Origin of the sequence: Leisingera daeponensis (assembly GCF_019801465.1) — a bacterium.
In the GTDB taxonomy this organism is placed as follows: Bacteria; Pseudomonadota; Alphaproteobacteria; order Rhodobacterales; family Rhodobacteraceae; genus Leisingera; species Leisingera daeponensis_A.
Genome location: NZ_JAHVJA010000001.1, coordinates 806,159 through 820,151 on the forward strand (window position 1 = coordinate 806,159; position 13,993 = coordinate 820,151).

General features: G+C 64.0%; 15 protein-coding genes. 2 read left to right on the forward strand and 13 right to left on the reverse strand.

All coding sequences use genetic code 11. The features are described 5' to 3' along the window. Window positions 1–15 precede the first annotated feature (15 nt). The 7 genes from ccmB to yajC all read right to left on the reverse strand — a co-directional run bounded on the left by ccmB (window position 16) and on the right by yajC (window position 5,430). Window positions 16–672, reverse strand: a complete 657-nt coding sequence (ccmB, locus tag KUV26_RS03955; RefSeq protein ID WP_222503057.1) for a heme exporter protein CcmB — start codon at window positions 670–672, stop codon at window positions 16–18. Beyond that, complete coding sequence (gene ccmA / locus KUV26_RS03960) at window positions 669–1,283, reverse strand: heme ABC exporter ATP-binding protein CcmA (protein WP_222503056.1); 615 nt, start codon at window positions 1,281–1,283, stop codon at window positions 669–671. Before ccmA ends, ccmB begins: the two co-directional genes overlap by 4 nt. Window positions 1,284–1,370: 87 nt before the next feature. Further along, window positions 1,371–1,724 carry an Mth938-like domain-containing protein gene (locus KUV26_RS03965; RefSeq protein ID WP_222503055.1) on the reverse strand — a complete coding sequence of 118 codons (354 nt, stop codon included), beginning with the start codon at window positions 1,722–1,724 and terminating at the stop codon, window positions 1,371–1,373. Window positions 1,725–1,735: 11 nt separating this feature from the next. Then, window positions 1,736–2,488 (reverse strand): TSUP family transporter, encoded by a 753-nt coding sequence (locus KUV26_RS03970; RefSeq protein ID WP_222503054.1) that lies wholly within the window; start codon window positions 2,486–2,488, stop codon window positions 1,736–1,738. Then, a complete protein-coding gene (gene secF / locus KUV26_RS03975; RefSeq protein ID WP_222503053.1) occupies window positions 2,481–3,449 on the reverse strand; it encodes a protein translocase subunit SecF in 969 nt (322 codons plus the stop codon). Before secF ends, KUV26_RS03970 begins: the two co-directional genes overlap by 8 nt. A gap of 1 nt (window position 3,450) precedes the next feature. After that, entirely contained in the window at window positions 3,451–5,112 is a 1,662-nt protein-coding gene (secD, locus tag KUV26_RS03980; RefSeq protein WP_222507384.1) for a protein translocase subunit SecD, read from the reverse strand. Between the two features lie 33 nt (window positions 5,113–5,145). Continuing rightward, window positions 5,146–5,430 carry a preprotein translocase subunit YajC gene (gene yajC / locus KUV26_RS03985; protein WP_222503051.1) on the reverse strand — a complete coding sequence of 95 codons (285 nt, stop codon included), beginning with the start codon at window positions 5,428–5,430 and terminating at the stop codon, window positions 5,146–5,148. A gap of 312 nt (window positions 5,431–5,742) precedes the next feature. On the opposite strand from yajC, the gene KUV26_RS03990 reads away from it, so the two are divergent. Then, entirely contained in the window at window positions 5,743–6,159 is a 417-nt protein-coding gene (locus tag KUV26_RS03990) for an SET domain-containing protein (protein WP_222503050.1), read from the forward strand. Window positions 6,160–6,402: 243 nt separating this feature from the next. After that, complete coding sequence (gene serS / locus KUV26_RS03995) at window positions 6,403–7,695, forward strand: serine--tRNA ligase (protein WP_222503049.1); 1,293 nt, start codon at window positions 6,403–6,405, stop codon at window positions 7,693–7,695. 75 nt (window positions 7,696–7,770) lie between these two features. Here the strand turns inward: serS and KUV26_RS04000 are convergent, their stop codons facing one another. From KUV26_RS04000 to KUV26_RS04025, 6 genes are all read right to left on the reverse strand, one after another. Further along, entirely contained in the window at window positions 7,771–8,337 is a 567-nt protein-coding gene (locus KUV26_RS04000) for a helix-hairpin-helix domain-containing protein (protein ID WP_222503048.1), read from the reverse strand. Between the two features lie 67 nt (window positions 8,338–8,404). Continuing rightward, window positions 8,405–9,358, reverse strand: a complete 954-nt coding sequence (locus KUV26_RS04005) for a fatty acid desaturase (RefSeq protein WP_222507385.1) — start codon at window positions 9,356–9,358, stop codon at window positions 8,405–8,407. Window positions 9,359–9,487: 129 nt separating this feature from the next. Continuing rightward, window positions 9,488–10,126: a MarC family protein gene (locus tag KUV26_RS04010; RefSeq protein WP_222503046.1), complete on the reverse strand. Its 639-nt coding sequence runs from the start codon at window positions 10,124–10,126 to the stop codon at window positions 9,488–9,490. Window positions 10,127–10,157: 31 nt separating this feature from the next. After that, entirely contained in the window at window positions 10,158–11,621 is a 1,464-nt protein-coding gene (gene der, locus KUV26_RS04015) for a ribosome biogenesis GTPase Der (RefSeq protein WP_222503045.1), read from the reverse strand. 72 nt (window positions 11,622–11,693) lie between these two features. Next, window positions 11,694–13,016 (reverse strand): PQQ-like beta-propeller repeat protein, encoded by a 1,323-nt coding sequence (locus KUV26_RS04020; RefSeq protein ID WP_222507386.1) that lies wholly within the window; start codon window positions 13,014–13,016, stop codon window positions 11,694–11,696. 53 nt (window positions 13,017–13,069) lie between these two features. Then, a complete protein-coding gene (locus tag KUV26_RS04025; RefSeq protein ID WP_222507387.1) occupies window positions 13,070–13,741 on the reverse strand; it encodes a hypothetical protein in 672 nt (223 codons plus the stop codon). Window positions 13,742–13,993: the final 252 nt, after the last annotated feature.

Genomic DNA, 13,993 nt, shown 5'->3' on the forward strand with positions numbered 1-13,993 from the left:
GGTCACGGGATGCGGTCAGCGCAAATTGACGCGCAGGACGGCGGCGCTGGCAAACGGCAGCAGGGCAATGGAGGCGGCAGAGATCCCGGCAAGAAGCAGCAGCGGTGTTTGCACCGCCATGCCCTCGGCCCCGCGGCGGGCAACTTCGGATCCGAAGATCAGCGTCGGCACGTAAAGCGGCATCACCAGCAGCGACATCAAAAGACCGCCGCGCTTCAGCCCCACGGTCAGCGCGGCCCCGAAGGTGCCGATGACGGACAGCGCGGGCGTCCCCAGCAGCAGCGAGACCACCAGCCACTGGAAGCCCTGAACCGGCAGGTTCAGAAGCACACCAAGCACCGGGGCCGCCATTACCAGCGGCAGCCCGGTGGTGATCCAATGCGCCAGCGCCTTGATCGAGACAGTGCTTTCCAAGGGCAGCGGCGCGGTGGCCAGGAGGTCGAGCGAGCCGTCCTCCCAATCCAGCGCCAGCAGCCGGTCGAGCGACAGCAGGCACGCCAGCAGCGCCCCCAGCCACAACACACCCGGGGCGATGCGGGCAAGCAACTCGGATTGCGGGCCGACGGAAAACGGCACCATCACGGTCACGATCAGAAAGAACGCAAGACCCAGCCCAAAGCCGCCGCCCGCCCGGAAGGCGAGCTTCAGATCCCGCAGGAGAAGCGCAATCACAGGAAGCCTCCGTCAAAATCGTCGATCTCCGGGGGCTTGGCCTTGTAGGGGCCGACCTCCAGAACATCGGCCTCAAGGCCCAGGTCGATGTGGGTAGCGATCAGCGCCGAACCGCCCTGCCCCAGATGCGCCCGCACGGCATCTGCGAACATCGCGACCGAGGTCTTGTCGAGGCTCACGGTCGGCTCATCCATGATCCAGACCGGGCGGCCAGTCACCAGCATCCGGCTCAGGCCCAGGCGGCGTTTCTGGCCCGCGGAAAGCGCACCCGCCTGCCGGTCCCGCAGGGCTTGCAGGTCGAACCCGTCCAGTGCCTGTTCTATGCCGTTGCGGCCAAACACACTGGCCCAGAAGATCAGGTTCTCCGCCACCGTCAGCGTCGGCTTCAACCCGTCGGAATGGGCGGCATAGGCGATCTGGTCCTCAGCGCCCTCAACCTGCCCCGTCAGCGGCGGCTGCAGGCCCGCGACGGTGCGCAGCAGGGTGGTCTTGCCAATGCCGTTGGGGCCGCGCAGGATCAGCGCCCTGCCGGGTGCCAGCGCAAAGCTCAGCCCCTCCAGCACCGGAATGCCGCCGCGCGCCACGCTCAGATCCGTCACAGTCAGTGTCATGGAGTTCGCTTATCCCATTGTGCCAGCGCATGAAAAGACCATTCAGCGGAGGCGCGCTTTGCGGCAGGTCAAATGACTTTCAGGAAATCAGACCGGCAGCGCCGCCATGGCAATCCGCCGCCCTTCCGACAGGAGCACATTGTAGGTCCGGCACGCCGCGGGGGAGTTCATTGTCTCCACACCCAGCCCGGCCTCCTCCAGCGCCTTGCGCAGTTCCGCCGGGATATGGGCGATCTCAGGCCCGGTGCCGATGAACAGAACGTCAATCTGGCCGGCCAGCGCCAGCAGCGGTTCGGCATCGCCCAGCCCGCCCCAAGACGCGGTGCCGGCAGTCGAAGTCAGCACCGCCCCCTGATGCACCTGCCCGCCGATCCGGAAGAAACCATCGCCATAGCCGTCAACCGGCTGCGCGTCGGAATAGTTCACTTCGTTCAGGCGCATGGGCGCTCCTTTCAGTCGAATACCGGGAGGCTGGATAGCACGGCCAGCGCGATCACGGAATAGGAGGCAAAACGGTAGAGCTTCTCCAGCTTGGGATCAAACAGCGCCTTGCCGGTGAGCGTGGTGACCAAATAGGGGATGCCCAGAAGCCCCGCCAGAATGAAGGCCTGAAGGCTGGCGAGTCCGCCGAAGATCAGATTTACCGCAATCACCACATCCAGCGCGGCCAGAAACACGATGGTGTTGGCCCGGACCCGCGCCACGTCGCGCACGTTGGCCAAGTAGAATACGATGACCACCGGCCCGGTCAGCCCGGTCATGCCGCCAACGATGCCGGCCGCGCCGCCGATGGCAAACCGCCCCGGCCAGCCCAGCTTGCCCTGCCAGCGCCAGCCGGAAATCACGGCCGCTAGCGTCACACCGATTACTCCGGCCGCAACCCAGCGCAGCGTCAGCGGGTCCATCTGCGACATGAGCCACAACCCCGCAGGCACGGTCACCGCTGCGGCCATGGACAAGGCCCCGACCTCTGCCCTGTCCGCCTGGCTCCAGGCCTGCGGAAACAGGGTGATGGTGGAAAATACCCCCATCAGCACCATCAGGAACACCACATCCGCCGAGGGCAGAAACTGCGCGCCGACCGGAACAAAAATCATCGCGGTGCCGAAACCAGTGAAGCCGCGGACAAGGCCCGCGGCTCCGATGGTGATCAGCAGCCAGAACAGCCCCGGCGTTTGCAGGGCTGCCTGAAACGACTCAAGCATCGATGTTGGAGAACTGGTTGCCGGTGGTGTTGGCCTGTTTCGACCAGTCGCGCTTGACCCCCAGCTTCAGCAGGATGGTGGACGCCACGAACACGGACGAGTAGGTCCCGACAATTACGCCCCAGATCATCGCAAAGACAAAGCCGCGGATCACATCGCCGCCCAGCACATACAGCGAAACCAGCGCCAGCAGCGTGGTGACAGAGGTCATCATGGTCCGGCTCAGGGTTTCGTTGATCGAGATGTTCAGAACTTCGGCCAGGTCCTTCTTCTTGTAGCGGCGCAGGTTCTCGCGCACCCGGTCGAACACGACCACGGTATCGTTCAGCGAGTAGCCCACAATGGTCAGAAGGGCCGCAATGATTGCCAGGTCGAACTTGATCTGCAGTTCCGAGAACACGCCGATGGTCAGCACCACGTCATGCAGCAGCGCCGCAACCGCACCCAGCGCAAACTGCCACTCGAAGCGCAGCCAGATGTAGATCAGCACCGCGCCAATCGCCAAGGCAACCGCAATCACCGCCGTGGTGATCAGCTCGCCCGAGACCTTGGGGCCGACGGATTCGACCGACACGAACTTGATGCCGGGCGCCACCGCGTCGAGCGAGGCTTTCAGCGTTTCGATCATCTCGCCGGAGATCGCCTCGCCGTCGTCCTGCGCCTGGATGCGGATCATGGCAACGTGCTGGTCGTCCTCGAACGACGGGTCGAACACCTCGGTGATCGACACATCGCCCAGTTCATGAACCGCCAGCGCATCGCGGTAGGCGCCCACGTCCACTGTTTCGGACGCCTCGGTGCGGATGGTGGTGCCGCCGCGGAAGTCGATGCCGAAATTAAGCCCCTGCAGCAGGAAGGAGGCCAGAGCCACCACCATCATCAGGGCCGAGATGCCCAGCCACAGCTTGGCGCGTTTGAAGAAATCGAATGAGGTTTCCTGGGGAACAAGTCTCAGCCGCATCTTACACCTCAATCGTTTTCGGACGGCGCCGTTCAAACCACATCACAATCATCAGCCGGGTCACGAAGATCGCGGTGAAAACCGAGGTCATGATGCCCAGCCCCAGGGTGATCGCAAAGCCGCGCACCGGGCCGGAGCCCATGGCGAACAGGATCACCGCGGTGATGAAGGTGGTGATATTGGCGTCGAGAATGGCGCTCAGCGCCTTGGAATAGCCTTCGTCGATGGCCTTGGCCGGGCCGCGGCCCGCCTTCAGCTCTTCGCGGATACGTTCAAAGATCAGCACGTTGGCATCCACCGCCATGCCGACGGTCAGCACGATGCCCGCGATGCCGGGCAGCGTCAGGGTGCCGCCGATGAGGCTGAGCATGCCGAAGATCAGTGCGATGTTCAGCACCAGCGCCACATTGGCGAACATGCCGAACATGCCATAGCTGCCGATCATGTAGACAAGCACGGCAATGAAAGCCACAGCGGTTGCCACCTTGCCGGCGTCAATGCTGTCCTGCCCCAGTTCCGGGCCGATGGTGCGCTCTTCCAGGAATTCCAGCCCCGCGGGCAGCGCGCCTGCGCGCAGCAGCACGGCCAGGTTGGTGCTTTCCTCGATGGTGAAATTGCCGGTGATGATGCCGGAGCCGCCCGGAATGTGCGACTGGATCACCGGAGCAGAAACCACCTCGTCATCCAGCACGATGGCAAAGGGAGAACCGATATTCTCGGCGGTATAGTCCCCGAACCGGCGCGCGCCGGAGGTGTTGAAGCGGAACGTCACCGCCGGGCGGCCGTTCTGGTCGTAGGAAGGCTGGGCATCCACCAGGTCCTCGCCGGTGACGACCGCAGCGGCCTCGATGGTGTAATAGACGCCTTCTTCATCCAGCGACGGAACGATCTTGTTGCCGATGCCAGGCGCCGCATCGGCATCGCTGCCGCGGCCCACAACCGGGTTGAAGGTCAGCTGCGCCGTGGTGCCGATGATCGCTTTCAGCTCGGAGGCGGAGCCGATGCCCGGCACCTGGATCAGGATGCGGTCGGCGCCCTGGCGCTGAATGGTTGGCTCGCGGGTGCCGACTTCGTCGATCCGGCGGCGCACGATCTCCAGCGACTGGCGCACGGTGCGGTCGTCGGACGCGAGCTTCTCTGCTTCGCTCAGCTGCACGACCAGAATATCGCCCTGCGACGAGACTTCGATATCAGTTGCGCCGGCGCCTGTCAGACTGGTCACCGGGTTGGCCAGGCCGCGCACGACTTCAAGCGCGCGGGACATGCCGTCGGGCTTGGAAATCTTCAGGCGAATCTGGTCAGCGGGACCCGGCTGGCGGCGGAAGGTGCCGACGGTGTCCCGTTCCGGCCGCAGCGCATCGCGCACCTCCGGCCACAAGGCATCCATCCGCGCCTCATAGACGTCTTCGACCTGCACTTCGGCCAGCAGATGCGCGCCGCCCCGCAGGTCGAGGCCAAGGTTCACCAGGCCCGACGGCAGGAACGACGGCCACTGGCCGGCTGTTTCCAGCCGTTCCGGGGTCTCGCCCTTGGCGATGATTTCAGCGGCCGCGTCATTGGCCTGTTCGACGCGGGTGTAAAATCCGTTTGGCAGGGCAAGCAGCAGGCCGGCCGCACAGACCAGCCAGATCAGCACCCTCTTCCAGAGATCGATTTGAAGCATTGCCCTGCCTTTTCAATTGGTTGTTAAGGGCGCTTAAGCTGCCGGCTCGGTCTTGTTCAGAACCTGGGCAATGGTCGCCTTGACCACGCGCACCTTGACGCCGTCCGCAATCTCGACCTCGATCTCGCCGTCTTCCTTGACCTTGGCCACCTTGCCGATGACGCCGCCCTGGGTCACCACCTGGTCGCCGCGGCGCAGGCCGTCCACCATCGCCTGATGCTGCTTCATCTTTTTCTGCTGCGGGCGGATCAGCAGGAAGTACATGATCGCGAAGATCAGGATAAGCGGGAGAAATTGGGCGATTGCGCCACCGTCCATGGGATATTCCTTCTGTCAAAGCGGCGCCGGTTTTAGCGCCGGAATTTTGCAGCGGAACCTATTCGCTGAACCGGGGGTTTGCAAGGGAACGCTGCGGTCCGGACAGCGCTGGATGCAGGCTGCGGCGGCCTCCCGTCCGGACAAGGCGGGAAGAAACTGCAAACGCCCACATCCGGCCTGCAGATTTTGATTGCAAAACAGCATGATTCGGCGCTTTGCTTTCCCTTGCGCAAGCCGCCAGGCGCGGGGCTATGCCCCCCATTCTCCGGTCCGGAAGGCGGCCCGGCCATTCCATTGAGAAGGAACAGGCGCATGATGATGGTGCGCTGCTATCTCGCCCCCTCGGCCATCGAAGGTCTGGGCGTATTTTGCCATGAGCACATCACCAAGGGAGACATCGTCTGGCGGCATGACAGAATGCTCGACACCACCTTCCCGGAAAGCAAGCTGGACAATGTGGAGCCGCACACCAAAGAGTTTCTGGAGCGATACTGCGTGCCGGATCCCACCCGACCGGGCTATCTTATCCTGCAATGCGACGAAGGGCGCTTCCTGAACCACTCGATGTACCCGAACCTCGATTTCTCGGACGGGGTCTGGGGCCGGGCGCTGTGCAACATCCCGGCCGGAACGGAACTGACCTACGATTACGCGGACTTCCTGACCGGCGAGATCCGGATGCAGCCGCCCCGGCATCAGGTGCATATGCTGCCGATGGCGGCGGAATGATTCAAATGACACCGGGACCGGCCCGCCGGTCCTGACCATTTTCTCAGCGAAAGGCGGGAGGCGCCTGTCCGCGCTGTACGGACGGGCACCTCCCGCCTTTTCTGCCGGGCCGCAAGCCGCGCGGACTGTGCCGGAAAAGCCCTTCCGGCGCACAGACCGCACGCCCCCCTTCCCCTTTGTTCACCCTTGCGTCATAGGATGGGCCTACTGATTCAATCGTTTCCAACGCTAGGAGAGACTCTCATGCATGACATCCGCGCTATCCGCGAAAATCCTGCCGCCTTCGACGCCGCTGTGGCGCGGCGCGGGGATGCGGGCGTGTCATCCGAGATCCTGGCGCTGGATGAGGCGCGCCGGGCCAAGATCCTGGCAGCGGAAACCGCCCAGGCAGAGCAGAACAAGGCATCCAAGGAAGTCGGCGCAGCCAAGGGCCGCGGTGACGAGGCCGAGTTCGAGCGTCTGCGCGCGCTGGTGGCCGAGAAGAAGGCCGAAGTGGCGGCCATGAACACCGAGGCCAAGGAGCTGGATCAGCAGCTGACCGATATGCTGATGACCATTCCGAACCTGGCGTTTGATGATGTGCCGGACGGCGCGGATGAGGACGACAATGTCGAGATCCGCCGCTGGGGCGAGCCGAAGGCGCTGGACTTCGAAGCCAAGGAGCATTTCGAAATCGAAGGCGTGAAGCCTGGAATGGATTTCGAAGTTGCGGCCAAACTCTCGGGCAGCCGTTTTGTGGTGCTGTCCGGTGCGGTTGCCCGCATCCACCGCGCCCTGGCACAGTTCATGATCAACACCCACGTCGACGAAAACGGCCTCACCGAAACCTGGACTCCGGTTCTGGTGCGTGAGGAGATGATGTACGGCACCGGGCAGCTGCCCAAGTTCGGCGAAGACAGCTACAAGACCACCAACGGCTGGTGGCTGGTGCCGACCGCCGAGGTCACGCTGACCAACATCGTCAACGGCCTCGTGGTTGAGGAAGGCTACCTGCCGCGCCGCTATGTGGCGCACACACAGTGCTTCCGTTCCGAGGCCGGATCGGCCGGCAAGGACACCGCCGGCATGCTGCGCCAGCACCAGTTCGAAAAGGTCGAGATGGTCTCCGTCACGCACCCGGACAAGAGCGTGGAGGAGCACGAGCGCATGACCCGCTGTGCAGAGGACATCCTGGAGCGCCTGGGCCTGCCCTACCGCACCATCGTCCTGTGCACCGGCGACATGGGCTTTGGCGCGCGCAAGACCCATGACATCGAGGTCTGGGTGCCCGGCCAGAAGACCTATCGCGAGATCTCCTCGGTCTCGGTCTGCGGCGACTTCCAAGCCCGCCGGATGAACGCGCGTTTCAAGCCCGCAGACGGCGGCAAGCCGCAGTTCGTGCACACTCTGAACGGCTCCGGCCTGGCGGTCGGCCGCTGCCTGATCGCAGTGCTGGAAAACGGCCAGCAGGCCGATGGTTCAGTCAAGCTGCCGGAAGTTCTGGCGCCTTACCTGGGCGGCAAGCTGACCCTGACGGCAGAAGGCAACCTGGCCTAAGCCGGACCCTAAAGACGGAACAAAAGAACCGGCGCTTGGCAGCGCCGGTTTTTCTTTGCGTCCGGACAGTTACAGCTACTTTTTCTTCTTCTTTTTCTTCGGGACGTCTTTGCCTTCCAGAATCGCCTGCGCCTTGGCCTTCTCCTTCTCGATGGCCTTCTTGGCCTTGGCTTTCATCTTCTTCGCCTTCAGCTTGGCCTTGACCTTGGCCTCGGCAAACTCCTCCAGCAGGTTTGCCGCCTTGCGCTTGGCCTTTGCGGCCTTGGCTACCGCCTTTTCAGCTTTGCTTTCAGCTGCGGCCCGTGCAGCCTCAGCCTCCGCCAGTCTGGCATCCATTTCCTCTTGAGAGGGTGAAACGCCGGATAATGCGCCGGCCCCGGCGCCCTGTTTCGCCAGCTGGCCGTTCATGCGCGCCGCAGCGGGAGAGGACACTTTGGCCGAGGGGTGCGCATCGGAATGCTCACGGGCATGCTCCCTGGCCGCACTTTTCAGGTTCGCTGCGCGGCTGGCGCCGATTCCTGGAATGCGCCGCAACTGGGCCTCGTCCAGCGCGGCCAGGGCCTCCACGGTATCGACCCCGCCTGCTTCCAGCATCCTGGCCAGCGCAGGCCCCACACCGCGCAGTTTCTGAATGGCTGTCATCGCTGCTTCATCCCCGAATTATGCATTTTCCTTGCCGGATCCCGTTAAAAGCATGGCACATAAACGCTCATGCCGGAAAGGGAACCAGGCATTTTTTATCTTCATCCCAAAGCTTTAGCGCCAGCGCCCGCACCGCCTCCGGGAACTTGATCCGGCGCAGGCCCAGTTCCGGCGGCAGGCTGTAATGGCACTGCCGCAACCGGTAGGATGGAATGCGGGCGTTGTAATGATGGATGTCATGCAGGGTTATGTTTGCCACTGCCATGTCAAAGAACCAGCCGAAATCCAGACAGGACGACCCCTGCAGCGCCGCCACTTGCGGGTTCAGGTCAGGGCGGCGATCCCAATAGGTATCCTCGAAGTTGTGCTGCAAGTAGACCAGGAATACCCCGATCATGCCGCCTAGGAAGGAAAATACCAGCCAGACCCAAATGCCGGTCATCCCCGCCACCCGGTAAAGAAGGCCCAGCATGGCGACGATCACCAGGTTATGCAGGATCACCCCGGCGGCGCCGAACCGCACCGTATTCTTGGGCCAGCGGTAGCGGATGAAATAGGTGAAGGCCGACCCCAGCGGCACCAAAACAAACGGATTGCGGTAAAGCCGGTAGCCCAGCCGCTGCCAGAACCCGGCAGCCTTCCACTCCCGGACCGTCATGGTGTGAATCTCACCGGTCTCGCGGTGCTCCAGGTTGCCGATATTGGAATGATGCAGGTTGTGATTCTGCTTCATCACCTCGAAGGGGGCAAATGTGAACGGCGACAGCACGTGGCCCGCGATCTCGTTCTGCAGCCGGGTTTCGAACAGCGAATGGTGGCCGGTGTCGTGCTGCAGCACATAAAGCCTTACTGCGGCAAAGGCGAAAACAATGCCTGCGGGCAGCATGACATACCAGCGGTCGGCATGGGCAATAGCCAGCCACAGCGCCGCGAAATAGACGGCGAATGTCCCGAAATAGCTGAGCGACGCCAGCCCGTTGTCTTTCTCGCAAAAAGCGCGCGTATGTGCCCTCAGATCCATAAGACACCTCATAAATGCGGAATATGACGGGCTGTTGAACCCAGGCCGTTCGAAATCTGCACTACAGGTAATTCTTGCCGGCAGAGCTGCAAGACGCAAGCGCCGCGGATATCGCGGCGCAGGCGCGGCTCAGAACGGGGCGGCGGCCAGTTTCAGAACACCGACCTGTTCCAGCCCTTGCAGCACCGCATCCACCGCCACGGTGGCCAGGATCAGCCCCATGACCCGGCTGACGACGCTGGCGCCAGTGCGGCCGATCAGCTTCACGATACGGCCTGCCAGCAGCAGGATCAGCAGGGTGATCAGCAGCACCACGGCAAGCAGGCCCGCGGTTGCCGCCTGTTCTGCGATGGCCGTTTCATGGTTGTCGGTCAGGATCACCACGGCCAGGATCGCCCCCGGCGAGGCGATTGAGGGGATAGCCAGCGGGAACACCGCCCCCGAGAGATCCTCGTTCTCGGCTTCCTCGATTTCGGTTTCAGGCTTCGCCTCGCCGAAAATCATGCTCAGCGCGAACAGGAACAATACGATGCCGCCAGCGATCTGGAAGGCGCCCAGCCGCAGTCCGATCGCTTCCAGCAGCAGCTGGCCCGCAACCAGGAAAAAGGCCAGCACGGCCGCCGCAGCGAGGACCGCGCGCAGGGCAAAGGTCTTATGCAGGCGTTTCGGGATCGAAGCCGTCGCATACAGAAAGACAGGAATCGAGCCGACCGGGTCAATCACAACAAACAAGGTCACGAATTCCCGGACGAGGCTCTGCCAATCCATGGTTCCTGCTTTCCGCCTCTGACGGGCTGTCTCAGCTGCCGCGCTTTTTCAGGTGCTTTTCCAGCGCGCCTGCATTCTTGGCCCGCTTGCCCTTGTAAGGGTTTTTGTCGCCCTGCCCGCGCATATAGAGGCGGATCGGGGTGCCGGGCATGTCGAAATCCTCGCGCAGGCCGTTGACCAGATAGCGGGTATAGCTTTCCGGCAGCTTGTCGGGATGCGAGCACATCACCACAAACCCCGGCGGGCGGCTCTTGGCCTGGGTCATGTAGCGCAGCTTGATCCGCTTGCCTTGCGGGGCCGGCGGCGGGTGTTGTTCCAGCATGCCCACCAGCCAGCGGTTCAGCGCCGCGGTGGGGATACGCCGGTTCCAGGTGCCATAGGCGCGCATGATTGCCTCGTGCAGCCGGTCCAGCCCCTTGCCGGTCTTGGCGGACACTGTCACCAGAGGCGCGCCGCGCAGCTGCGGCAGCAGGCGGCCGAAGGCTTCCTTCAGGTCGCGCAGCTTTTCCTGCTTGTGCTCTTCGGCGTCCCATTTGTTGACCGCCACCACAACCGCGCGCCCCTCGCGCTCGGCCAGGTCGGCGATGCGCAGATCCTGCTGCTCGAACGGGATGCTGGCGTCCAGCAGCACCACGACGACCTCGGCGAATTTCACCGCGCGCAGGCCGTCGGACACAGAGAGCTTCTCCAGCTTCTCCTGCACCTTGGCCTTCTTTCGCATGCCCGCGGTGTCGAACACCCGCATCGGCACGTCTTTCCAGTTGATCTTCAGCGAGATCGCATCGCGGGTGATCCCGGCCTCCGGGCCGGTCAACAGCCGCTCCTCGCCAAGGATCTTGTTGATCAGGGTGGATTTGCCCGCGTTCGGGCGGCCGACCACAGCGACCTGCAGGGGCTTGGCATCGGTCGGGACCGGAATGATCTCTTCCTCGTCCTCGCCGATCTCTTCATAGAGTTCGACATCGGTGACCGGCGCATGCTCTTCGGCCGCGGCTTCGAATTTCTCCGCCAGCGGCTGCAGAATGCCATAAAGGTCCGGCATCCCTTCGCCGTGCTCGCCGGACAGACGCAGCGGTTCGCCCAGGCCCAGTCCGTAGGCTTCCAGCACCCCGGCCTCGGCAGCGTTGCCCTCGGCCTTGTTGGCGGCGAGGATCACATGCGCGGACTTGCGGCGCAGGATGTCGGCAAAGATCTCGTCAGTCGGGGTGACGCCGGTGCGCGCGTCGATCATGAACAGGCAGATGTCGGCCATGTCCACCGCCCGCTCGGTCAGGCGGCGCATGCGGCCTTCCAGCGAGTTGTCGGTGGCGTCCTCCAGACCCGCGGTGTCAATCACCGTGAAGCGCAGATCGCCCAGCCGCGCCGCGCCTTCGCGCAGATCGCGCGTCACGCCCGGCTGGTCGTCGACCAGGGCCAGCTTCTTGCCCACAAGGCGGTTGAACAGGGTGGACTTGCCCACGTTCGGGCGGCCCACGATGGCGAGGGTAAAGGACATCAGACCAGCTTTCTGCGATTCAGACGCGGCTCATAGCGCATCCGGGCGGCTTCCGCCACCCGGAAACACCTGTCAGCGGTATGCCAGCAAATCGCCCTTGGTGGAAACGACATAAAGCGTCCGCCCGGCAATAACCGGTGCCGTTGTGGCGCCGCCGGGCACTTCGACGGTGCGGGCCAGGCTGCCATCGGTGGGGTTGAAGAAGCGCAGGAGCCCGTCATTGGAGGCAAGGACCAGCTGACCGCCGGCCAGCACGGGGCCGTGGTGCACATGGATCTGGCCGCGCTTCCTGGGCTTGTCCTTCAGATAACCGGGCAGGTCCACCGCCCAGATCACCTCGCCGCTGGCTGCGTCCAGGCGCAGAAGCTGATTGAGGTCGCTGACCTGGAACAGGCTGCCGCCCGCAGGCCATGCGGTGCCGGCTGCGCCTTCTCGTGCGGTCCACAGCCGGTCGCCGGTCTCCAGGTCGATTGCCACAGTGCGGCCGGAGTTGTTGCCTGCGTACAGACGGCTGCCGGAGACCACCGGCGCGCCGGTGACGTCGCTGATCCGCGACAGGGTCCGGCCGGTGCGCTGGCCGGAAACCGAGGCGCTCCAGCGGCGCAGGCCGCCGCGGCGGAAAGTGGCAATCAGGTCGCCGGAACCGAAGGCAAAGACTGCGAGGTCATTGGTGACAACGGGAGCCGGGGCGCCCAAAACATTGGCCGGCGAAGGTGCGGCATCGATCTGCCAGGCAATGCGTCCGTCCTTTGTGTTCACCGCCCAGCCGGTGTCGTCACCTGCCACCAGGTAGACAAGACCGCCGCTGACCCGCGGCTGGCCCGAGCCGGTGGCTTCCAGTTCCTGCCGCCAGATCAGGCTTCCGTCCGCCGCATTCAGCGCCGTCAGCACACCGAAGCCGGACGAGACATACAGGACGCCGCCGTCGAAGGCCAAACCGCCGCCGGTGGCCTGCCCCTCATCATCGGCTGCCGGGATCAATTCGCTTTGCCACAGAACCTGCCCCTGGGGGGACACCGCGGACACCCTGGCGGAACTGTCGAGCGTGTAGATGCGCCCGCCGCCGACCACCGGGGTTGCGGTAATCCGCTGGCGGCGGCTGTCGCCGGCACCGATCGAAGCGGACCAGATCCTCTGCGGGGCCGCCGACAGCGCCGGGTGCGCGGTGCGCCCGGCCTCGGCTCCGTGCCCCTGTTCCCAGCTGGCGTTGGCAACCTGCTGCGGCAGGGAAATGGCACGGGACTGATTGACGATCTCCACAGCGGCCTCGGGCCGGATGTCCTCACGCTCTCCGCGCAGAATGACTTCCTCTTCCGCGCAGGCCGCCAGAACGGCCGCAGCTGCGGTTGTGCAAAGAAGAACCCGTGCCCGGGAGAAAGTTTTGTTTATTGTCATTGCCCTGCCCTGTCTGCCGTTCCTGGTCCGCAAATTCCCATCCGCGGAGCGCCTTACCCCTCAGGCGCAGCGTCCTCGTTGACCGTGCCGCCAAGCGCCACAATCACCTGAGACGCGCGGTCTTTCAAGTCTGCAGTGACCGTTGCATCCGCCACGATCTCCCGCAGCCGGGCAATGGCTGCCTCGGTGTTGCCTTCTTCGATATCGAGCAGCGCCAGCTGTTCCGCGGCCAGCAGCGCCAGCGGCGCGCCGGGCTGGGCCAGCGCCTCGTACTGCACCCGGCGGTCGGCAACGCTCAGGCTTTCGGTCTGCAGCGCCAGCGCCTTGAAGCCGGCGACATGCCGGTAAATCAGCGGCAGTTCGCCGTCGACGGCAACCGCCTCCAGCTGAGCAACCGCCTCAGCGGTTTTGCCAGCCTCCGCCAGCGCCCCCGCTTCGAGCATGTTCAGGATGGCTGCCCCGCCGGCACTGCTGGCCGGAACCGCGGCCAGCGCCTCTGCCTGGGCGTCGCTGTCTTCGGCTTCCAGTGCCGCAGTGATGCCGTCGCCCAGTTCCTGCGCCGCGGCCTGTTCCTGTGCCTTGGTGTATTCGCGGAACGCCGCCCCGCCGACGATCAGCGCGACAGCCACGCCGCCGATCCATCCGTAGCGCTTCAGCATCAGGAATAGCCGGTCACGGCGGACCTCTTCGGTCACCTCATCGATAAAGCTGTCGGTATCGCTCATGAAAAGCCCCTGATATGCGCGGCCCGGACCTTGGCCCGCGCCAGTATTGAATGCGTCGCGCCCCTCTTACCCCGGCACAAAGGCCAAGCCAAGTGGCCCGTTTGCACCAAAAACTTTGTCATTTCGGCCAGAAAAGCAAGAAATGTGAACTGAACTGCTTAGTTTAGAATGGACATCTCCTATATCAGGTCTATCACATACGCGCGATCCCCGTTTCGAACAGCTCCGGCCGCAACCGGTCTATGGCGGCTT

Excerpts from the sequence above, each read along its gene's own strand:
- ccmA (WP_222503056.1), bottom strand. The coding sequence starts at position 1,283 with ATGACACTGACTGTGACGGATCTGAGCGTGGCGCGCGGCGGCATTCCG.
- KUV26_RS03965 (WP_222503055.1), bottom strand. The coding sequence starts at position 1,724 with ATGCGCCTGAACGAAGTGAACTATTCCGACGCGCAGCCGGTTGACGGC.
- KUV26_RS03970 (WP_222503054.1), bottom strand. The coding sequence starts at position 2,488 with ATGCTTGAGTCGTTTCAGGCAGCCCTGCAAACGCCGGGGCTGTTCTGG.
- secF (WP_222503053.1), bottom strand. The coding sequence starts at position 3,449 with ATGCGGCTGAGACTTGTTCCCCAGGAAACCTCATTCGATTTCTTCAAA.
- secD (WP_222507384.1), bottom strand. The coding sequence starts at position 5,112 with ATGCTTCAAATCGATCTCTGGAAGAGGGTGCTGATCTGGCTGGTCTGT.
- yajC (WP_222503051.1), bottom strand. The coding sequence starts at position 5,430 with ATGGACGGTGGCGCAATCGCCCAATTTCTCCCGCTTATCCTGATCTTC.
- KUV26_RS03990 (WP_222503050.1), top strand. The coding sequence starts at position 5,743 with ATGATGATGGTGCGCTGCTATCTCGCCCCCTCGGCCATCGAAGGTCTG.
- serS (WP_222503049.1), top strand. The coding sequence starts at position 6,403 with ATGCATGACATCCGCGCTATCCGCGAAAATCCTGCCGCCTTCGACGCC.
- KUV26_RS04000 (WP_222503048.1), bottom strand. The coding sequence starts at position 8,337 with ATGACAGCCATTCAGAAACTGCGCGGTGTGGGGCCTGCGCTGGCCAGG.
- KUV26_RS04005 (WP_222507385.1), bottom strand. The coding sequence starts at position 9,358 with ATGGATCTGAGGGCACATACGCGCGCTTTTTGCGAGAAAGACAACGGG.
- KUV26_RS04010 (WP_222503046.1), bottom strand. The coding sequence starts at position 10,126 with ATGGATTGGCAGAGCCTCGTCCGGGAATTCGTGACCTTGTTTGTTGTG.
- der (WP_222503045.1), bottom strand. The coding sequence starts at position 11,621 with ATGTCCTTTACCCTCGCCATCGTGGGCCGCCCGAACGTGGGCAAGTCC.
- KUV26_RS04020 (WP_222507386.1), bottom strand. The coding sequence starts at position 13,016 with ATGACAATAAACAAAACTTTCTCCCGGGCACGGGTTCTTCTTTGCACA.
- KUV26_RS04025 (WP_222507387.1), bottom strand. The coding sequence starts at position 13,741 with ATGAGCGATACCGACAGCTTTATCGATGAGGTGACCGAAGAGGTCCGC.